We start from the raw sequence: 21,214 nt of genomic DNA on the forward strand, positions 1-21,214 counted from the left end.
GGTTTACCGGACGGTTACAAAGCCTGGGGAGCCAGGGATATTGCCAACATGAACGGCATTACTACCAGGCTTCACTGGACTTCAGCCCTACAAATGGCATATCAACGACGGCGAAGAAGTGTTTGTTGTGCTCGATGGTATTGTTGAAATGAAATACAAGATTAGCGGCGAGGAAAGTTCAGCCATACTAAAAGCCGGTGATATTTTCTATGCATCTACAGGCACAGAACTGTGGCGTTGTCGCAAGGTGAGGCAAGAGTGCTGGTGGTAGAGGCTGAGGGCAGTGTATAAGATAAACAATCACAAACGGCCACACAATAATGTGGGCTGAACGCATTAACGCTTACCGGTGCAGGCAGCGTTATAGCTTTACAGGAAGGTCATTATGCAACGTACTTTTACTCAGCGAGTAGCGTCCTACGTCAGGGGTGAGCTGGAAAATGCCAATCGTGCAAGGGTAGACGGTGATATTCAACAAGAATTCATTCACCTGGAACGGGCACATGTTATCGGGCAGGAATCAACGTATTGGCACGTCAGGGTCCATGTGCTGATGTTGCTATGGGCTATCCGTAACGGGGCCATTCGGGAAACCCTTGGTCAGGTTTTTCGTATTGTTGGCGCTGCGACCAAAACCGCATTCGGGTTGGTACCGCAAGGCAATACTGGCGGCGCAGATGTCAGCCCATTCAAAAAAATGCCAATAGCGCCGGATTTGGCCGCTTTGATTCAAAAGGCAAAGTCCGGGGTATAAACATTTGCGCTGCCTGGCCGGGCTTTTCCTTTTTTTGTTGCGTAAAGTCTGCGGGTACGCGCTGCGTCAGGGATACTGAAGGTCAGCATCTTACTTTTTAATTAATTCCATCAGGCGTTGAAGGGAAAAATCATAACTTTCGCGTTGGCTGTGGGTAAGGCTGAAACGGTGAAAGTCCACTTCTTTCCAGAATTCAGGTTGCAGTAACCGTGAAACCGTTTCTGCATTTTCCCGGGTTGCCAGCCCCATCTCCATCTTCACGCTACCCATATTATAGTTTTTGCTCTCGCGCCGGGAAAAATTAAGGTGATCAGATATCATCACCATAGCCCAGGCTCCCATCATAAAGTGACCGCCAACACTCGCATTGACCTTCTGTTGCTTTATGGCATCCAACATTTCGGGTAGCCAGTCAAAACCACCAATGCAGAATTTTTGCTTAAATCCCCCATTAATCAAGGCGTCTGATACCCCCAGGGCCAGCCAGTCAGAGGCTGACCAGAAAATGCTGGTGTCAGGGTAGCGTTGCATCAGGGTAGCAGTTTGCTGCTGTGCCAGTTCCCTTTGCCATTTTGCATTTACCACCTGATTTAACCTGAACGCAGATTGCGCAGTGATTGCTTGTTTTAAACCCGCCTCTCTGGAATCCGCCTCATAGCCATGAAAGCCATTTAGTCCGACTACGCCATTACGGTTTTTTTCTGCCTGCTCTTTGCACACTTTAAGCAGATGCCTGCTGAGTTTTCTACTGGCTGTTTGATTATCAATATAGATCTCGCCAATCCAGTTGCGGTGTTTTTCTCCGGGCAATCCGATTGCGTCACTCTCATCTTTTAACAGCAAGCGCTCCAGAGTAATAACATTCATGTCAGGGTACTGCGACAACAACTCAAACAAGGGCTCTCCCGAGCCAGAGAAAATCTGCAGTACCAGATAATCCGGCCTGCTCACCTGTAACCTTTTATTCAGCTCCTGATGCTGATATATCCTGTGGCCACCGCCATAAATGGTTTCTACATGAAGGTTTAAACTCTCAGCGGCCATGTTCGTATAGAGTTCAACTCTGGAAAAAAAGGGGTCTTCGGGTGACGAGGGAGAGACAAAAAGAACTTCAACAGCGTTAAGCTCAGCGCAGAACAGTAATGCAAACAGGCAGTTTTTTGCATACATAGGGGTATCTCATACTTATAAGCCAACATCCTTGCTCCAGTATAGACAGGATCATGGTTTCTGACAGTCACAGTAAAATGAATTGCAAACGGGAGCTGGAGCAAGAGTGATGATCATGAGCGGCGCACAGAATATGTATTAGCGTGACAGAAAGGGCACTCTTCACCAGGTTAACCGGCGATATAATGTTGCTGTCAGAAGCGCTGTGATTGCCAGGGTTTGTTCACTTCTGCTGGCGATAAAGAGGGCAGAAAGGGGGTAAAACAAGGCGGGCTAAACCCGCCTTGACAGAAGAGCGCTAGTTACAGGCTCCAAGATTTTCCCAGACATCCCAGGTGCCGGAATTCTGCTCCGGATTGTCACCCTGAGACCACCATTTGGCGCGGTATTTGTTATTGTTATATTGCACCTGATCGCCACCGGTGTAGACACTACTGCTGTTCCAGGCCGGCAGACCACCACAACCCTGATTATTGTCACTGACACTGACCAGCTTGGTCACACTGTGACTCAGTCCTTCGGCGTCTTCCACGGTGAGCTCAACACTGTAATTTCCTGCCTGAGCATACTGATGTGTCGGGTTGGCTGACGTGGAACTCTGGTTGTCACCAAAATTCCAGTTCCAGCTTACAACGCCACTATCATCTGTGCTCTGGTCACTAAAGCTGACCGTCAGCTCTGAAGCGCTGTGGGAGAAATCAGCCACTGGTGGCTGATTAGTGCCGTTTCCACATGGGCCCTGATCCTGCCACACATTGCTGAACACGTCAGGGCGGGCGCCGGTTGACCACCAGGTCGCGGTATATAAACGACCGTTGTAACTGACATTATCACCGGATTGATACGATGTGGTCGCTGACCAGGCTGGTACGCCGTTACATCCGTTACCGGTACCGTCGCTGACGGTGACGCTCTGACTGGTGGTACTTTGCAGACCTTGCTGGTCAGCTACTGTCAGGCTGATGGTATAGGTGCCTGACTGAGCATAGCTGTGTACCGGGTCTTGTGCCGTGTCACTGCTGCCGTCACCAAAGCTCCAGTTCCAGCTTACAACACCCTGATCATCGGTTGACGTATCGGTAAGTGAAACCGTCAGGCCGTTCTGACTCACACTGAACGAGGCTTGCGGAGGGGTATTCTGATTGCCGCCGCCTTCGAGGAACTCCGTATTAACCAGGCGGTTAACACTGCCGTTGGTGCCACTGATTTTACCTGTTGCCGCATTGGTGTATAACGCCTGTGCCACACTGGCAGGTGAGCTACTGCCATTTTTATCCAGATAAAGTGCGGCAACACCGGCCACATGAGGGCTTGCCATCGAGGTTCCGCTAATACTGTTGGTGGCGTTACTGCCGCCAATCCAGGTTGACTGAATGCTTGAGCCCGGCGCAAAAATATCCACACAACTGCCCCAGTTAGAGAAATTGGAACGGCTGTCACTGCTGGTAGTGGACCCAACAGTGATTGCTGCGCTGACTCTGGCGGGCGAATACTGGCAGGCATTGGCGTTGTCGTTTCCTGCTGCAACCACAGTGCTGACACCAGACTGAATCAGTCGGTTTGTGGCCTGATCCAAAGCAGTGGAGGCGCCGCCGCCCAGGCTCATGTTGGCTACTGCAGGCAGGGTGGCATTACCCGCGACCCAGTCAATTCCCTGGATAATGGCGGTTGAGGTGGTTTCGCCACTGCAGCCAAATACCTTTACCGAGTGCAGGGTGACTTGTTTGGCAACACCGTAAGTGGTGGAGCCGATGGTTCCAGCCACATGGGTGCCATGGCCGTTGCAGTCTTCCGGGCTGTTGCCAATGGTGGTTATCGTACTGCCGATCCGACCTGAGAACTGAACATGGCTGGTGTTAATACCGGTATCGATAACGTAGGCATTAATCCCTGCTGCTGAGTAATCATGGCGGTAACTGTTATCGAGCGGACGATCCTGCTGGTCGATGCGATCAAGCCCCCAGGTGGGATTATTCTGCACCGCATTAAGACGGAAGATTTGCACGGGTTCAATGTAATCAACATTGTCTTGTGCAAGCAGTGTGTTCAGCCCCTGCTCATCTGTAGTAATGGCGTAGCCTTGCAACGCATGGTGAAACTCGGCGCTCACCGTGCCCTGCGTTGCAGCAACAGCAGAGCGGGCTTGCTGAGTGACAAAGGTTTCTGTCTGTTGCAGGCCGGATGATTGTGGTTTAAGTACCACAATATACTGATCCGCGACCGTGATTTCAGCGGGCGTGGAGAGTAGCCTGGCTTCGGCCCAGGCCTGGCCCAGGGGTATCAGCGCCAGTGCAAGACCGGCAACTAACCAGTGTTTATAGATTGTTTTTTTCATAATATTTCCTTGAATTTTTTTTTGTTCGACTACCTTGTTGCTCAACCACTTCAGAGCACATCAAAGTCAAGCCAAAAGCGATAGATATAGCAATGCGTTTGCTAGACCAAAATCCACTGGCTATTTATTAAACGATCTATATCAATTTGAGGTGGTCTTGTAACACAAAGTTAACTTTAGTGTAACGAAATGATAACGCTGTCATTCGCGGCCGGTAAGGTATTGACTTATTTTGTATCAACAGCATATGGGCCCGTGTGCCTTAATCCTGTCAATGGATAAGGCTGTTGCAGATGGACAGAAAGAATACTCGTGTAATACCGGATTTAGCATGCTGAGAGGCACTCAGATTGCCCGAGTCAGCCCCTCAGTGATGTTACTTTTTGATTCCGAAGCAATGTTCGGGAGCAGGAAAGATGCCTGTTCTTACTTCTTTTTCAAATTGCGCAAATACGTCTTTGAGCGTGGTACTGAGATCGACATATTGTTTGGTAAATTTCGGAACATAGTCGCAGAACAGGCGAGGCATGTCTTCTGTGACCAGTACCTGTCCGTCACACTCTGCAGAGGCACCAATGCCGATCGCAGGGATCGCAACAGACTCGTGATTTTCCTCGCAGCCTTCTCAAACACCCCTTCAATCAGTATCGAGTAAATACCAACTAAATATTGTTATTACCGAACAAATGGGGATTTTATGACGTTAAGTGCATTTTGTTCCACTTTAGTTACCGAAAAAGCTGATCTCAATAGGTTTTTTCTGTTTTTTATAACACCCGGGATGGTTGTTTCTATAGGCTCTGGTGGGTCTGAAAAGGAAGAAAATCCACTTTGCTTTTACAAACGTAGACAAGAATAATTTTCAGGTATATGCTCCGCAAAAATTCATCCGCTATGTTTATATATTAACCATCAGTAAAAAGAGGGTCAGCCATGTTATACGATAATAATCTCGTTACCGAATGCCCGATCAGACAGATGATCAGGGATTTTTATCGCATCGATGAAAATCTGGCTGTAGACCATATTTTACCTGATGCTGAAGTGAACATGAGTGCGCGCAGTCGTGCCTGGGAGCGGGCCCGCATGATGGTGTTGCAGATTCGCGATGAACAGCGGGGCAGCAGCGGTATCGATGCACTGCTGGAGGAGTACTCCCTGTCCAGTGATGAAGGCGTGGTGCTGATGTGTCTGGCCGAAGCCTTGCTGCGCGTGCCCGACAAGAAAACGCAGGATGAACTGATCCGTGACAAACTGTCAAAAGGTCGCTGGAGTAGCCACCTGGGCAGCAGTGACTCGCTGTTTGTTAATGCCTCTTCCTGGGGCCTGCTACTGACCGGCAGCATGGTCAGCTATGCCGATCATCGCCGTGCCGATCATTTTGGTTTGCTGAAACGCACCCTGGGCAGAGTCGGTGAGCCGGTCATTCGCAAGTCTATGAATATTGCCATGAAGATCATGGGCCGGCAGTTTGTAATGGGAGAAACCATCGAAGATGCGGTGGAGCGGGCCCAGAACAAAGAAAAAATCGGTTATGTGTATTCCTATGACATGCTTGGCGAAGGGGCCCGCACAATGCGTGATGCCAAGCGTTATTATGATGCCTACGCCCATGCCATTGAAGTGATTGGCCGTGCCGCTGGTGGCCGTGGGCCACGGCGCAGCCCCGGCATTTCGGTTAAGCTTTCGGCCATTCATCCGCGTTATGAATTTACCCACAGAGAGCGGGTGATGGCAGAGATCCCGCCACGGCTCAAAGCCTTGTGTTTATTAGCGAAAAAGCATGATATCGGGCTTACCGTTGACGCCGAGGAATCTGAACGTCTGGATATCTCCCTGGACATCATCGAAGCGGTCTTCACCGATCCGGAGCTGGAAAACTGGACCGGCTTTGGTATGGCCGTGCAGTCCTATCAGAAGCGGGCCATGTACGTGATTGACTGGTTGCGTGATCTGACTCAGCGAGCCGGGCGCAAAATGATGGTGCGGCTGGTCAAAGGGGCCTACTGGGATACAGAAATTAAAAACGCCCAGAAAGAAGGACTGGAGCACTTTCCGGTATTCACCCGAAAGTCATCTACAGATGTGTCATACCATGCCTGCGCCAATCGTCTGCTGGATTACCGTGACACCATTTATCCGCAGTTTGCCACGCACAACGCCTATACCGCGTCTGTCATCATTGAGCTGGCTGGTGACGATAAAGAAGGGTTTGAATTCCAGTGCCTGCATGGCATGGGCGACTCTTTGTATGATCAGATCGTCAGAACCGATCATATCCAGTGTCGTGTCTATGCGCCGGTGGGCCAGCATGAAGAGTTGCTGGCCTATCTGGTGCGTCGCTTGCTCGAAAACGGTGCCAACTCGTCTTTTGTGAATGCCATTGTGGATGACAGTAAGCCAGTGGAATCTCTGCTTGAAGATCCGGTGGAGAAAACTCAGCGACTGAAACGCAAATACAATGAACAGATCCAAAAGCCCATCGCTTTGTTTGGCGATGAGCGGGATAACTCTAAAGGGCTGGACGTCACCGATATCAATGCCCTGAGCCCGCTGAAAATTACGCTGGATCGCTGGATAACCGAAAACAGTTTTAGCGAAGCCGACATACCCGACGGTCACCACGCAGTGCGCAACCCGGCTAATCGCGACGAGATTATTGGTTATCATCAGTATGATACCAAAGAGACCATGCTGGAAAAGCTGGAAACGGCGCACAGCCACTTCCAGAGCTGGTCGCAAAAGCCCATGTCGGAACGTGCCGATATGCTGCGCCGGATTGCCGATATTCTGGAAAGACACAGTGACGAACTGATCGCCATTTGTATCAAAGAAGCCGGCAAAACCCTCAAGGACAGCGTTGACGAAGTGCGTGAAGCGGTGGATTTCTGCCGTTATTATGCTGCCCGTGGAGAGCTGCTGGCCGAGGATGAGCGTCTGTCTCCCCGTGGAGTGGTACTGTGTATCAGCCCATGGAACTTCCCTCTGGCCATCTTCCTCGGTCAGGTGGTAGCCGCACTGGTGACCGGGAATACGGTGGTGGCCAAACCTGCCGAGCAAACCAGCCTGATCGCCAAACGTACGATTACTCTGATGGAATCCGTTGGCTTACCTCCGGGTGTGGTGGTAAGCGTGATTGCTGAAGGTCCTTTGGTTGGCAGTACCTTACTGCCGGATGAGCGTATCAAGGCGGTGATGTTCACCGGCTCCACTCAGACCGGCTCTTTGATTGCCCGTAGTCTGGCAGCACGGCATGGGGAACAGGTGCCACTGATCGCCGAAACCGGAGGTCAGAATTGCATGATTGTGGACTCCACGGCGTTGCCGGAGCAGGTGGTGGACGATGTGATTGCATCGGGTTTTCAGAGTGCCGGTCAGCGCTGTTCAGCATTGCGGGTGTTGTTCCTGCAGGAAGATATCGCCGATCAGGTGATTACCATGCTTAAAGGCGCGCTGGCTGAATTGTCATTGGGCGATCCGGCGTATCTGTCAACGGATGTTGGCCCGGTAATTGATAATAAGGCACTGGCAAACCTGACCGCTCACGTTGACGCCATGCAGGGTAAAGCTGAGCTGTTGTTTGAAAGCAGCATTCCGGACAGTTGCGCACAGGGAACCTACTTTGCCCCGCGCCTGTATGAGATCAAAGACATAGACGTGCTGCAAAAAGAGGTGTTCGGCCCTTGTGTGCATATTGTGCGTTATAAAGCGGCAGAGCTTAACGAAGTGATGGACAAAATCAATTCCACCGGGTTTGGCTTAACCATGGGCATTCACTCGCGTATTGATGAACGGGCCATTGAGCTGGCCAGGCTGGCGCGGGTCGGTAATGTCTATATCAACCGCAATATGATTGGCGCAGTGGTTGGAGTGCAGCCCTTCGGCGGGCGCAACTTATCCGGTACCGGCCCTAAAGCCGGCGGGCCTAACTATCTGCCCCGCCTGATGCTGGAAAAAGCCACGCCTAAGCCGCCCAAAGAGGCCACCGGTAATGAGGTGGACGAGGCCCTGGAGAGCAATGACAGGGACCGTCAGGAAGCCCGGGAGGTGATGGACAATGCCGTGGCGGCCGAGCAGCAATGGCGGTTGATGGATTTAAACACGCGGACATCTTCGGTGCGCCAGCTACTGGCGAAAATCGCCAAAGTCGATATTGTCGAAGAGCTGGCCGATGACTTAAACAGCACGCTGGCGGTGGCACGCTCGCAGCTGTTCGCCATTGAAAAGCGTCTGAAAAAGCCAAAGGTACTGCCGGGGCCAACCGGTGAATCCAACGTGCTGTATCTGGAGCCACGTGGGGTGCTGGTGTGTTTTGCCGACAAAGACGTGACCTTTGAATACTGGACATTGTCTATCGTCACCGCACTGGCAACAGGGAATACGGTGATTTCGGTGGTGTCTGATGTGTTTTACGAGGAAGCGCTGGCGTTTCGTGACAAGTTTATGGCCACCGGTGCACCACACGGGGTGTTTCAGGTAGTGCATTTGCGCCATTTACAGGCACTACTCGAAGAGCCTAAACTGGCCGGGGTGGTCATTGACAGTAACAGCGAACGTAGCGCCTATATTGCCAACCTGCTGGCCCGGCGTGAAGGGGCAATTCTGCCGGTGATCACCGCAGAATATAACGATAACCTGATCCAGCGTGTGCTCTGTGAAAAAACCATTAGTATTGATACCACTGCCTCAGGGGGGAATACCTCACTGATGACCCTGGTCGAAGATGAAGAGTTGCTTTACTGACGACAGTGTCAGGACGTTTATCAAAAAAACAGCCCCGCTTTTGCTGGGCTGTTTCGTATCACTTATCAGGCTTTTTGGTGAGACACATCAATCAGCTCGACGGTACCGTCTTCGCGCACTTCGGCTATCTGGCCGCGGGGTTCATCCATAAAGATCAGGGTGAACAGGCCTACCAGCGCAGTGGCAGCGATCACATAGAAGAAGGTGTGATAATCCACAAATGACAGAATCGTCAGAAAGGTTACCGCCCCCACATTACCGTAGGCTCCTGTCATACCGGCAATCTGGCCGGTCATACGGCGTTTGATCAGCGGTACTACCGCAAATACCGCGCCTTCACCGGATTGCACAAAGAAAGAGCAGCCCATGGCAATGGCCACCGCCAGCCATAATGGCCACTGGCCGTCCACCATGCCCATCAATGCGTAACCTGCTGCCAGGCCGGCGGTGAGGATCATCAGTGTGGGCTTGCGGCCGAATTTATCTGAAATCCAGCCACCAGCGGGGCGTGACATCAGGTTCATAAAGGCATAGGCACCGGCTACCAGCCCGGCTAATACCGGGTCGAGCAGAAAAGTTTCTGCAAAGAACAGTGGCAGCATAGACACTACCGCCAGCTCTGAGCCGAAGTTGGTAAAGTACAGAATATCCAGCACGGCCACCTGTTTAAAGCTGTACTTATGCAGCTCCGGCACGTTTTCGGTAAACACCTGTTTGTTCACCTGCCAGACTTTAACCACTTCGAGCAGGTAGAGCAGGCCCATGCCCAGATAAATAAAATTCACTACCTGCTGGCTGAGCATATCCACGCCGGCAGGCGAGAGTTTCCAGGCCAGCAGCGCAATGGCGGCATACATGGGCAGTTTCATTATCAGCAGGAAGAAGAAATCCGGCACAGAAGTCACTTCCATGGCGCCGAGGTTTTTCGGCCGGAAATAGGTTGAGCCCTTGGGGGTGTTAGACACATTGGCATAGTAAACAAAGGCAAACAGCAGGCTGATCACCCCGGTAATGCCGATGGCCCAGCGCCAGCCGTCTTCGCCGCCAAACAGCACGGCGACGGTTGGCAGGGTAAAGGCAGCAGCAGCGGAGCCAAAGTTACCCCAGCCACCGTATATACCCTCGGCCGTACCCAGTTCATTGTGGGGGAACCACTCAGATACCATGCGAATACCAATCACAAATCCGGCGCCGATAAAACCCAGCAAAAAGCGCGCTATGGCGGCCTGTATAAAGCTGTCGGCCAGGGCAAACATAAAGCAGGGGATCGAACAGATAGCCAGCAGCGCTGAATACACCAGCCTGGGGCCGTACTTATCGGTCAGCATACCGATGATCACCCGCGCCGGTATGGTCAGGGCCACGTTCAGAATCAACAGGGTTTTGATTTCATCGCTGCTCAGCCCTAAGGATTCTTTTACCGCCTGAAGCATGGGGGCAAAGTTAAACCAGACTAAAAAGCTGATAAAAAAGGCCATCCAGCTAAGGTGCAGCACTTTCATCTTGCCGGTAAACGACAGCAGATTGAATTTCTCGGTTGCCATGGGAATCTCCACAGAGTTATTAAGGATTTTCCGCTATTGTCTGCCTAATTCGCGCGGAAAAATTGACCCAGGTCAATATTTGCCGCCAGCTATATCCTATGCTCCGAAGCTATCTATTAGGGGGTAGTAGGAAAAGCATTTACCGCGGAGACGCAGAGTACGCGGAGGTTTATAGAGTCTGTTCTTCTGCGATCTTTGCGACTCTGCGTCTTTGCGAGAATCGTAAAGGCTTTTGGGTAGGAGCTATAAAAGAATTGCACCACGGAGGCACAGAGAACACAGAGGTCTTAAAAATATTAATCCTTTAATCTCTGCGCTCTCTGCGACTCAGCGGTGAATAGCTGTAATCAGAGTTTAGCCGAGACCATCAGCCAGAGTTTATCGGTGTCGGTGGCAAACTCATCGGCCTGGTAGTTAGCGTATTTGACCAACAGGCTGACTTTGGCATTGAGCTTATATCCGGCGCTGAGATTCCATTCATCACCATAGTCGATGCTGCCCCTGTCACTGTCATACTGGTGCCAGGTCAGGTTAAGTTTGATATCGCTGAGGCTGCTACCCAGCCCCAGATACAGATCCTGAATGCCCTCTGGCGGGGTATTCAAAAACTTATCCGCAAAGCCCTGAAACTTATGTAATGTCGCCAGCGGCGTAATAAAGGCGCCGTCGTTATCGGCGCCAAGATTTTCCATCCCGGCTTTAAGATTAACCCCTGCCAGTATGGTGGACACTTCCAGCATCTTATAATCGGCAGAGTAATCCTTGCTGTTGTCGCCGTTATCCTGCTGCGTGGCATAACTGGCTTTAAGGGTCAGTCCGGCCAGTTTGCCCTGATAACTCAGGCCAAGGGTCTGGGTCGATAAGGCGTGAGCTTGATCAAAATCCAGCCAGTAGCCAAAGCCAGTTAACTGATGGCCCTCGGCCAGTTGGTAGTGGCCATGCAGCAGATGAAAATCCCCCTTAAGATTGCCATTGGCGCTGTCATCACCAAAGATGCGGTTGATGTTATAGATATAGCTGTAGTCCAGTTTCAGGGTGTTGGCGGCGTTATACTGGGCGCGATAGCCATCGAAGGTCTGTTCGTTCTGCCGCCAGCCTACACCGCCCACAAAACGCTGGTCACCGTGGTTAATACGATGGCGGCCCAGGCTGAGATTCATCCCATCCCGCTGCCAGGACAAGGTGGCGAGGTTGACTTCGGTGCCGGTGGGGTCGGCCACCACAGGTCGCTGGATATGGCCATTAACGGTGGAGTTATAGGTTTCTCCGCCAATGGCGGTGACATTGTCCACCTCCAGTGCCAGCTTAAGCCCCTGATAAGCACCACTTTGATAAGCAAAACGGGTTTTCAGGGTATTGGCCAGGGCATCTTCATCGATGCCCTGCTGGTCAACAAATTCAGAGCGGTATCGGAATGACAGATCCACATCGCCATTTTGTATTGCCCCTGACAGAGACTCCTGCGCCAGCAGCGTCTGCATGGGTGCCAGGCTGAGGCCAACGGATAACGCAATAACACAAGGTTTCATGGTGATTTCCCGTAGTTGAAAGGTACGGGGGTATACTAAGTAGCGTTACCGGTGTGGTTATTTGATATAAATCAAATTCTGGCGCTGGCTATTCCCAATGCCTGATCCTTGCTACTTTGGGGGTAGCGGGGATTTTTTGGCCTGTTCTGCAACTAAGAACATTGTTTTAATCCTGGTCGAGAAAATTATGCTCCCGCTCATATTGCCAGCGCTGTTGCAGCCTCTCTGTCTGGATGGCCAGGTACATGGCGATCATACAGGCAGCCGATACCCCGTAGAGCAGCATAAAGGTCACCGAATAAAAGCCGGTCCAGTCCACTAAAAAGCCAAATAAGATGGGCAGGGTGCAGCCACCCAGCGCCCCCATGGCACCAATCAGGCCGCCCGCAGTGCCCATTTGTTGTGGGTAGTAGTCATTCACCAGTTTATACACGCTGGCACGGCCAAAGCCCTGAGCAATACCCATCACAAACAGCAGCGCGGTAAACCACCAGATATTGATACCAATATGCAGGGTCACATCTTTACTGGTGCCGTGTATGGTCATGGTGGTGGGCGGGTAGCTTAAGAAAAACAGACACACCAGACAGATCCAGAATACCGACCAGCTGACCACCCGGCCACCGTAGCGGTCCGCAAACCAGCCGCCCACAGAACGCACCAGCGACGAGCCGGCTACAAACAGCAGGGTAAAAGCCATGGCCTGTTTGATACTCAGATCATAGGCATGCACATAGTAATGGGGCAGCCACATTAACAGGGCCAGAAAGGAGCCGAACACAAAGTAGTAATACAGCCCCAGCCGCCAGATCCGTAACTGCCCCAGTAGTGGAAAAAAGCCGTTATCAGTGCGCGCAGTTGCCGATGGGATTATCGGCTGGCGCGGGCCAAGCAACCAGAACAGCAAGCAGGTCAGCAGGATCCCGGCGGTATAGATCCAGCCGGTTAACTGCCAGTGCCAGCGCTCGTCGAGTATCGGCAGCAGAATCAGATTGATCGCGGCCCCGGCATTACCCGCACCAAACAGGCCAAGGGCGGTACCCTGCTGATTGCTGGGAAAGAAATCTGCCACATATTTAATTCCCAGGGTAAAGGCGCTGCCGGCCACGCCGAGCCACAATCCCAGCAACAGATAATGCTCAAAGGTCTTTGCCTGAGGCAGCAATAGCAAAGGGGGGATCAGCAACAGCATCTGCCATAACAGCAGAGATTTGGCGGAATATTTCTGCACCCAGATACCGGCGGGAACACGCAGCAGGGCACCGGTGAGCATGGGCGCGGAGAGTAATATACCCAGTTCGGTCAGTGACAGCCCCAGGCTTTGTTGCAACGGCTCCGTGAGCGCAGCATACAGGGTCCAGACCGAAAAATTGGCGGCAAAAACCAGCGTGGCGAGGATCAGTGCGCGTACGGAAGTCGTTGAATAGGCCTGCATTGTTCCTCTGCCCAGTAGTAAATATCTATAGTATGTTAATACCATAGAGCCAGATTCAGATGAAGGTCTTTGACTTGTATCAAGGCTGATGCCGATAAGGGTGGATTTATCAGGCTGATATCGGTCATGCTGGCATTTATACCAATCCCAAAGGGTAAAGATGGGCGAGTCCTTATTACAGCTTGGCAGCAGTGCGCAGACTCAGGCGGGTGTTAAACCGGTCAATGAGGATGCCGTGGCCATTTTCTGCCCGGACAGCGCCTATCTGCAACAGGTTAAAGGGCAGGTACTGGTTGTGGCCGATGGTATTTCTGCCGCCGAGGCCGGCAAAGAAGCCAGCGCCAGCGCTGTCAGCCGTTTTATTCTGGAGTATTACCAGACCCCGGATACCTGGTCGGTCAGTCATAGTGGCGAACAGGTGTTATCGGCCATCAACCTGCATCTGTACCGCAGGAGCCATGAGTTTACCGATGAGCACAAAGGCTATCTGACCACCTTCTCGGCTGCGGTGCTCAAGGGTCGGCAACTGCACTTTTTTCATGTGGGTGACAGCCGTATCTATCTATACCGAAACGGCGAGCTGCAACAGCTTACCCGGGATCATGTGGCTAACCTGGGTAATAATCACCGCTTTTTATCCCGCGCCCTGGGCATGGATAATCTGTTGCATGTGGATTACTCCAGCCAGTTACTCGAACAGGATGATTTACTGCTGCTGACCAGCGACGGCGTACATGATTTTTTATCCCTGCAACAGCTATCAGAGGTGCTGAGCGAAGACCGGGACGCTGACAATCTGAGCCAGCAGTTAATTCAAAAGGCCCTGAACGCAGGCAGTGATGACAATCTTTCGGCGGTGGTAGCAAAAGTGCAGGCCCTGCCGCAACAGCAGGTGGATGATTTTAATGCAGAACTGACCCGTTTGCCGTTTCCGCCAACCTTGTCTCCTGGCATGAAGCTGGATGGCTACGAAGTGCTGGAGGTGTTATATAACTCTGCCCGCAGCCAGCTCTATCTGGTTAAGGATCTGCAGGACGACAGCCAGTGGGTGATGAAAACACCGTCGCCGAATTTCAGCGATGACAGCCATTACATTGACAGGTTTATTCAGGAGCAGTGGATTGGCAGTCGAATTCATCACCCGAATGTGGTGAGTATTCTTGCCCAGCAGCGGCAGCGCACGGCATTGTATTATCTGATGGAGCCGGTCAGGGGGGTAGATCTCGATGGCTGGCGTGCCAGCAATCCCAAGGCCGGTCCAAAGCGCCGTATTCAGCTTATCCGGCAACTTGCGCAAGCACTGAAAGCTTTTCACGCCAATGATGCGGTGCATCAGGACGTAAAGCCCGGTAATGTACTGATTGATGATAACGACAAGCTGATGCTGGTGGATTTTGGCTCGGTATTTGTGGCCGGGGTGGCCGAATTGTACCGGCCTATTGAACACCTCGGTGCCCTGGGCACGGCTACTTATGCCGATCCGAATTATTTACTGGGTAAAAACCCCGGTTGTCAGGGCGATGTCTACAGTCTGGCAACCCTTTGCTATGAGCTGTTTACCGGCCAGTTACCCTATGGGGAAAAGATCGCCGATTGTCGCAACTGGGCCGACTATGACAAACTGCGCTATGTGTCTGCCAGTCGTCATAATCCGGTTATTCCGCTGTGGTTTGACCGTGCCCTGGAGCGGGGTGTGAGTTTTGATCTGAGCCTGCGCTATCAGACCATTGATCAGCTAATGGCCGATCTTAATCATCCCAATCCTGAATTACTCAAAGAACTGCCCCCACCCAAAGAAGCGGGTAAGCTAATGCTGTGGAAGCTGATCAGCGGGTTCTGGTTTATCACCCTGCTGGTAGTGATTTACCTGTTTAGTCAACAGTGACGTTGTTAGCAACACTACCCCCAAAGAGATAGCCTGCCACCCCCTATAATCCGCAATCCTACCCCCACAAGTGAATTGTCCCGAACAAGGCGATTGGTAATAGTGACAAGGACGAATTTTATTAACCAGAGGATGAGCCAATGGCCAATCTTGACAGATGGGAACCGGAAGACGAGGGGTTCTGGCAAAGCCAGGGCAAAGCAATAGCAAATCGCAACCTGTGGATTTCCATTCCCAGTTTGTTGTGTGGATTTGCGGTATGGTTGTACTGGGGGATTCTTACCGTACAGATGATGAATGCCGGCTTTGATTTTGCCGCCAGTGAGCTCTTTACCCTGACCGCTATCGCCGGCTTATCCGGTGCGACTTTGCGTATTCCCAGCAGCTTTTTTATCCGCTTCTGTGGTGGTCGCAATACCATCTTTTTTACTACCAGTTTACTGATAATTCCGGCCTTTTTTACCGGTGTGGCGCTGCAAAACCCTGATACGCCATTATGGCAGTACCAGTTGCTGGCACTGCTGTCCGGCATTGGTGGTGGTAACTTTGCCTCTTCCATGTCAAATATCAGTTTTTTCTTCCCCAAGAAGCAACAGGGCCTGGCATTGGGTTTAAATGCTGGTCTGGGTAACTTCGGTGTCACCACTATGCAGGTGCTGATCCCGCTGTTTATGACCATAGGCGTTTTTGGTGCACTGGGTGGCGATCCGGTCACTCTGGTGTCTACCTCAGGCACCCTGATCGGGAAGATCCCGGCGGGCAGTGATACCTGGATCCAGAATGGCGGATTTTTGTGGTTGCTGCTGCTGGTGCCACTGGCTATTGCATCATTTTTCGGAATGCATAATATCCGCACCGATGAAGTGACACCTGACTTGCCCGGGTTACCTAAAGCTATTGTGATGATCAGCGCCATGCTACTGATTGGTCTGATAACCTCAGCGGCCGGGTTATGGCTTATTCTTCCAGAAGCCGGTAATGGTTCTGGCTGGGAAGTGCCCAAAGAAATTGTACTGGTGCTGGTGGTTGCGGCAACGGTGTTTATTCTGAAAATGCTGCCGGGTGCCATAGGTAAAAGCCTCAGCCGTCAATATCAGATCTTCCGTAACCGCCATACCTGGGTGATGAGTGTGATATACACCATGACTTTTGGCTCCTTTATCGGATTTGCGGCAGCCTTTCCGCTGGCTATCAAGGTAATTTTTGGCTTTCAGCATCTCACTGTCGATGGAGTGATGACCCACGACACTGCCAATCCGAACGGCCCCAGTGCACTGATGTTTGCCTGGATTGCGCCCTTTATCGGCGCGCTAATCCGCCCACTTGGCGGCTGGCTGGCAGATAAGTTCGGTGGTGCGCTGGTTACCCAGTTCTGCGCGCTGGTGATGGTACTGTCTTCTCTGGGCGCTGCGTTTTATATGCAAATGGCCTATCAATCCGCCACCCCTGAGCAGTTCTTCTGGCCCTTCTTTGGTCTGTTTCTGGTGTTGTTTGCTGCCACTGGTATTGGCAACGGTTCAACTTTCAGAACCATTGCTATGGTGTTTCCGAAAGAACAGGCCGGGCCGGTGCTGGGCTGGACGTCTGCGGTGGCAGCCTACGGTGCATTTTATATTCCCAAGGTATTTGGTGAGCAAATTAAAGCTACCACGCCAGAGGTGGCGTTGATTGGCTTTGCCATCTTCTATGGTGTGTGTCTGGTACTGAACTGGATGTTCTACTTACGTAAGAATGGCCAGTTCTATAACCCTTAATCCTGACTTAATAATGCCAACCGAAGGCCGCCAGCTTAGTATCTGGCGGCTTTTTCTTTAAGGAGTTCACGGTGTTCAATTACGAGAAAAATCTCGGCATGGCCTATACTGAGCAGCTGCCCGAACTGGGTCAGACATTGGCCCGGTGTATTGCGCTTTTTGGTGGCAAACGACTCTATGGTGTGGGCGGTGACTTTGCCGCCAATTTAATCAGCGCATTGCAACCTCATCTTGAGTTGTGCCCTTCCAGCAATGAAATGCATGCCGGTTTCAGTGCCTGCGCTCAGGCAGAAACTGAAGGCATGGGATTTTGTCTGACTACCTATACGGTTGGTAGTCTGCCCTGTGTTTCTGCGGCGGCGCTGGCCATGACCGAGAGCCTGCCGGTGGTGTTTATCTCCGGTGCGCCGGGCGAACAGGAAGTGGGCAAGCAGGCCATTCACCATACAGTGCACGCGCGGGCAGCCTGGCGTACCCAGTATGATAATGCGCTGCAGGCCTTTGCGGCGCTGGGTATAAAGGCTGAACGTTTACAGGGCCAGCGCAATGATGGCCAGCCGAATATGGCCGGCGAGCGCTTTTTACAGCTTTTGCATTATGCCTGGCAGCATCGCCAGCCGGTGTTTATTGAAGTGCCCAGAGATCAGGTATTCAGTAAGACTCAGGCCTTGCAGTTACCCGACTCACCGGCTCAGTTAGGTTGTGGCTCTCAGTTGCTGGCAGGCAGTGAGCTGATTGCCGGGGAAATCAGCAATCGTCTTAGTCAGGCGCAAAAGCCGGTGCTGTTTATCGGTGACGGGGTGAAACATAATCCGCGCTTGCGCACGTTGTTGCTGAAGTTCGCACAAAAGCACCATATTCCCTTTGCCACCAGCTGGTTTGCCAAGGGCCTGTTTGATGAGTTTGATGCCCTATGTCTGGGCGCGTATAACGGTGTGTTCAGTGACAATCTCAGCCGCGATTATATCGAGCAGCACGGCGATTATGTGATTGATATTGCCAGCAGCATCTATGCCCAGGATACCAATACCGCCTTCGCCACCGGCAGTCATTTTATCGAGGGTTTTGCCAATAAAACGGTACTTAAGGGCACCGCGTTGCAGGAACAGGATCTGGTGGAGCTGTTTGAACAGTTGCTGTGCATGACCCTGCCGGTGTTTGAGAATGCTTTGCCGGTCAGATCCGACACGTCAGGGCCTTTGGCCAATACCGAGAAACTGGACTTTCATAATCTGGCACTGGCACTCAACCAGCTTCAGCAGCAGGATAGTTGCCCCTATCTGTATTTACCAGAGGTGGGCAACAGTTATTTTGCCAGCTACAGCCTCAAAACCCGTCTCGGCGGGGCAGGGCGGGGCTGGCTGACCAACCCCTGGTACGGTGCCATGGGCACCACGCTGCCTTATGCCCGCCACTGTGCCAAACTGGTGCAGGAACAGCAACTTGATGAGCGGGTGGTGGTAATCACAGGCGATGGTGGCCTGCATTTTCAGGCCAATGAGCTGATTGAGATCCAAAAAGATCGCACCGCCATCATCATAATCTATATGCGCAATAATATCTTTCATCTGGGCAAAAGTGGTGACGGGCCGATTTATCACTGTAATGATCCGGCCTTTGATATTCATAAATTGATCGCGGCCTATGGTGGGGAATCGGCCCATTGCCGCACTGTGGGCGAGTTTAACCAGGTGTTTAAAGACTATGCTCAGCAAAATAAAGGGCTGAAACTGATTGAGGTACCGGCCGATCCTGACGAGCAATATCAGTGCCGGGAAATCCGTTTGCTGAATCTGTATATCAAAGCTAAGAACGGCGATGCTGATGCGCTGAAACAATGGCAGCGAGTGAGTTAGTGTAGTGGGCGTTCAAGCGCACGTTCAGACAACCACAGCCGGCCGGGTGATAGTTTTCACTTAAACCGGAACCGTCAATCCTGTTGGCATGAGGTGCTAAAACAGCTTAAAGTAGAAGGTGATCAACCCAACACAGGTCAGATGATGAAGTGGTACTTGCTCTGGAGCGTTTTTTTCGTCTTACTACTGAAAACCCATCATTGTTTTTCCGACACACCATTACCCGATGAAGCGCGGCTTGAGTCATTAGAAATACTGACCAAGACTCAGCCTGCAGAAGCTTACCGGCAAACCCAGGTTCTCTATCAGAAAACTCAGCCGGATAATTGGCAACAGCGACACAGGCTGGTCAATATCATGGCCTACCAATTGTTAATCCTCTCGGATCTGGACAAGGCAGACAGCGTGTTACTGGAATGGTTGGAGGTTGTGCCTGAAAATATGTCGCATATGCGTACCCGGGCGATGGAATTGTTGGGTGTAATCGCTTATCGCCGGGGCAATATGAACACGGCCAGGGATTACCTGGAACAAGCCTTAGAACTGGCTGAAACGCATGATGACAAAGAACGCATTATTACCGTCAATATTAATACGGCGATTTTTTTACAGGGCCTGAGTTTATTCGAGCAATCTCACGAATTGCTGTTGCGGGCTGATGAAATCGCACAACAGGAAGGTGTCAGCGATCATCTGTTAGCGGTACTCAGAAACAATATCGCCGAGTCTTTGATTCGGCTTGAACGATACGACGAAGCTACGGAATATTTGCAGGATTCTCTGGATATGCCAGAGTTTCAGGCCGATGACATCGCCTATGCCCGGCGGTTACTGGTGGATACCCTGATGTCTAAAAATGCTTTTGCAAAAGCAAAGACCTATGCTGAGCAGGCACTGGAGCGATATCAACAACGGGGTGATTTATTCTACCAGGCGGAACTGCACGTTTATTTGGCCAGAATCGCGCGACTGTCAAAAGGTTTGAATCTGGCAGAGAAGCATATTAACCGGGCACTGGATCTGGCAGAGGAAGCCCAGGCCCATCAGATTAAAACGGATGCGTATCTGGAACTGAGCGAAATAAAGTCTGCGCTGTATGAACCGGCACCAGCTCTGGCCGCACTAAAACAGCATACGACGTTGTTTAAGTCTCTGCATCAGGAACAAGCCCAGATGCAACTGATCATGCTGCGTGAACAGTTAGATTACATTTCACATCAGCGAGAGATCTCAACACTGGAAGAGGAGTTGAAGATTACTGCGCTGAACAATGAATACAGCCGACGTCAGAGTTTACTAATTATCATATTTTTATCCGTTATCAGCGCCTTTTTGATCCTTTTCTTCTGGCAACAACAAAAGAAGCGAAGACAAGCAGAGGACTTTACCGGAAAACTGCACCACTCATATCGACAGCTGCAATCAGCCCAGAAACAGCTGGTTGAGTCGGAAAAAATGGCCTCTTTGGGTAAGTTGGTTGCAGGGGTCGCGCATGAGCTTAATACCCCCCTTGGCATAATGACAACAGCCGCGTCAGTGTTAAATGAAAGCATTGAACAGATGCAAACGGCAAATAATAGCAAAACGTTGACACAAAAAGGCTTCGCAAGGCTATGCGGGCAACTGCAAACGTCTGATCAGCTTATCCGAAACAATCTTTTACGCTGCAGTAAGATTGTTCAGAACATTAAACAGCTTGCCATTGAGCCCGATGATCGCGAATTACAGAGTTTTACTCTGAATGAAGCTATTGCGGCAACCCGGGCGGAGTTACGGGATGAACTCAAAGGTATTACGTTCGATTGTGTGAATACTGATCTCCGGATTGTATGCAATGGCCATTATATGCAAATGCTGTTGCAGGAATTGTGCTTGAACTCAGTGATACATGGCTTTAACAACGGAAGCGGTAAATTAAGGATTGTGGCTAAAGTCACATCCAATAACTGGCAGTTGCTATACAGTGATAACGGCAAAGGGCTGAATGAGAATGATCTTGGCCACATTTTCGAGCCCTTTTTTACCACCAAAAGAGGGGATGGGCAGACCGGGCTGGGGCTGAACTTTGTTTACAATCTGGTGGTACAAGCGTTCTCAGGCAGTATTGAAGTGGTTAAAACTGATACCCCAGGCTTGTCGCTAAAAATGACTTTTCCCTTGGCGATGTTGTCTTCTTCGAGCGATCCTTGAGACCATATAGATAATGACA

12 protein-coding genes and 1 pseudogene are annotated in these 21,214 nt (G+C 51.3%); 7 read left to right on the forward strand and 6 right to left on the reverse strand.

Translation table 11 applies throughout. From position 1 onward, the window contains the following. Both CDA54_RS19885 and CDA54_RS18525 read left to right on the forward strand, forming a co-directional pair. Window positions 1-291: pseudogene (locus CDA54_RS19885) on the forward strand (cupin domain-containing protein); the annotation flags it as partial. A gap of 94 nt (window positions 292-385) precedes the next feature. Continuing rightward, window positions 386-754: a DUF3703 domain-containing protein gene (locus tag CDA54_RS18525; protein ID WP_099036537.1), complete on the forward strand. Its 369-nt coding sequence runs from the start codon at window positions 386-388 to the stop codon at window positions 752-754. Window positions 755-844: 90 nt separating this feature from the next. On the opposite strand, the gene CDA54_RS18530 is transcribed toward CDA54_RS18525, so the two are convergent. The 3 genes from CDA54_RS18530 to CDA54_RS20020 form a co-directional block, all read right to left on the reverse strand. Continuing rightward, a complete protein-coding gene (locus CDA54_RS18530; RefSeq protein WP_099036538.1) occupies window positions 845-1,924 on the reverse strand; it encodes an ABC transporter substrate-binding protein in 1,080 nt (359 codons plus the stop codon). A 298-nt stretch (window positions 1,925-2,222) separates the two neighbouring features. After that, window positions 2,223-4,259, reverse strand: coding sequence for a S8 family serine peptidase (locus CDA54_RS18535; protein ID WP_099036539.1), 2,037 nt, complete (start codon window positions 4,257-4,259; stop codon window positions 2,223-2,225). Between the two features lie 376 nt (window positions 4,260-4,635). Further along, window positions 4,636-4,851, reverse strand: a complete 216-nt coding sequence (locus tag CDA54_RS20020; RefSeq protein ID WP_218962433.1) for a 3-methyl-2-oxobutanoate hydroxymethyltransferase — start codon at window positions 4,849-4,851, stop codon at window positions 4,636-4,638. Between the two features lie 341 nt (window positions 4,852-5,192). Here CDA54_RS20020 and putA point away from each other — a divergent pair, with 341 nt between their 5' ends. Next, window positions 5,193-9,002 (forward strand): bifunctional proline dehydrogenase/L-glutamate gamma-semialdehyde dehydrogenase PutA, encoded by a 3,810-nt coding sequence (putA, locus tag CDA54_RS18545; RefSeq protein WP_099036540.1) that lies wholly within the window; start codon window positions 5,193-5,195, stop codon window positions 9,000-9,002. A 65-nt stretch (window positions 9,003-9,067) separates the two neighbouring features. On the opposite strand, the gene CDA54_RS18550 is transcribed toward putA, so the two are convergent. The 3 genes from CDA54_RS18550 to CDA54_RS18560 form a co-directional block, all read right to left on the reverse strand. After that, a complete protein-coding gene (locus CDA54_RS18550; protein WP_099036541.1) occupies window positions 9,068-10,546 on the reverse strand; it encodes a NarK family nitrate/nitrite MFS transporter in 1,479 nt (492 codons plus the stop codon). 347 nt (window positions 10,547-10,893) lie between these two features. After that, complete coding sequence (locus CDA54_RS18555) at window positions 10,894-12,075, reverse strand: porin (RefSeq protein WP_099036542.1); 1,182 nt, start codon at window positions 12,073-12,075, stop codon at window positions 10,894-10,896. 166 nt (window positions 12,076-12,241) lie between these two features. Next, on the reverse strand, window positions 12,242-13,510 hold the full coding sequence (locus CDA54_RS18560) for an MFS transporter (RefSeq protein WP_099036543.1): 1,269 nt from the start codon (window positions 13,508-13,510) through the stop codon (window positions 12,242-12,244). A gap of 160 nt (window positions 13,511-13,670) precedes the next feature. Between CDA54_RS18560 and CDA54_RS18565 the strand changes: the two genes are divergently transcribed. From CDA54_RS18565 to CDA54_RS18580, 4 genes are all read left to right on the forward strand, one after another. Beyond that, complete coding sequence (locus tag CDA54_RS18565) at window positions 13,671-15,395, forward strand: bifunctional protein-serine/threonine kinase/phosphatase (RefSeq protein WP_099036544.1); 1,725 nt, start codon at window positions 13,671-13,673, stop codon at window positions 15,393-15,395. A 140-nt stretch (window positions 15,396-15,535) separates the two neighbouring features. Next, complete coding sequence (locus CDA54_RS18570) at window positions 15,536-17,149, forward strand: MFS transporter (RefSeq protein WP_099036545.1); 1,614 nt, start codon at window positions 15,536-15,538, stop codon at window positions 17,147-17,149. Window positions 17,150-17,220: 71 nt separating this feature from the next. After that, window positions 17,221-19,005 (forward strand): thiamine pyrophosphate-dependent enzyme, encoded by a 1,785-nt coding sequence (locus tag CDA54_RS18575; RefSeq protein WP_229748214.1) that lies wholly within the window; start codon window positions 17,221-17,223, stop codon window positions 19,003-19,005. Between the two features lie 141 nt (window positions 19,006-19,146). After that, on the forward strand, window positions 19,147-21,195 hold the full coding sequence (locus tag CDA54_RS18580) for an ATP-binding protein (protein ID WP_143452328.1): 2,049 nt from the start codon (window positions 19,147-19,149) through the stop codon (window positions 21,193-21,195). Window positions 21,196-21,214 lie beyond the last annotated feature (19 nt).

The sequence above is a fragment of the Lacimicrobium alkaliphilum genome (assembly GCF_002591895.1).
GTDB classification, from domain to species: Bacteria; Pseudomonadota; Gammaproteobacteria; order Enterobacterales; family Alteromonadaceae; genus Lacimicrobium; species Lacimicrobium alkaliphilum.

Excerpts from the sequence above, each read along its gene's own strand:
- CDA54_RS18525 (WP_099036537.1), top strand. The coding sequence starts at position 386 with ATGCAACGTACTTTTACTCAGCGAGTAGCGTCCTACGTCAGGGGTGAG.
- CDA54_RS18530 (WP_099036538.1), bottom strand. The coding sequence starts at position 1,924 with ATGTATGCAAAAAACTGCCTGTTTGCATTACTGTTCTGCGCTGAGCTT.
- CDA54_RS18535 (WP_099036539.1), bottom strand. The coding sequence starts at position 4,259 with ATGAAAAAAACAATCTATAAACACTGGTTAGTTGCCGGTCTTGCACTG.
- putA (WP_099036540.1), top strand. The coding sequence starts at position 5,193 with ATGTTATACGATAATAATCTCGTTACCGAATGCCCGATCAGACAGATG.
- CDA54_RS18550 (WP_099036541.1), bottom strand. The coding sequence starts at position 10,546 with ATGGCAACCGAGAAATTCAATCTGCTGTCGTTTACCGGCAAGATGAAA.
- CDA54_RS18555 (WP_099036542.1), bottom strand. The coding sequence starts at position 12,075 with ATGAAACCTTGTGTTATTGCGTTATCCGTTGGCCTCAGCCTGGCACCC.
- CDA54_RS18560 (WP_099036543.1), bottom strand. The coding sequence starts at position 13,510 with ATGCAGGCCTATTCAACGACTTCCGTACGCGCACTGATCCTCGCCACG.
- CDA54_RS18565 (WP_099036544.1), top strand. The coding sequence starts at position 13,671 with ATGGGCGAGTCCTTATTACAGCTTGGCAGCAGTGCGCAGACTCAGGCG.
- CDA54_RS18570 (WP_099036545.1), top strand. The coding sequence starts at position 15,536 with ATGGCCAATCTTGACAGATGGGAACCGGAAGACGAGGGGTTCTGGCAA.
- CDA54_RS18580 (WP_143452328.1), top strand. The coding sequence starts at position 19,147 with ATGATGAAGTGGTACTTGCTCTGGAGCGTTTTTTTCGTCTTACTACTG.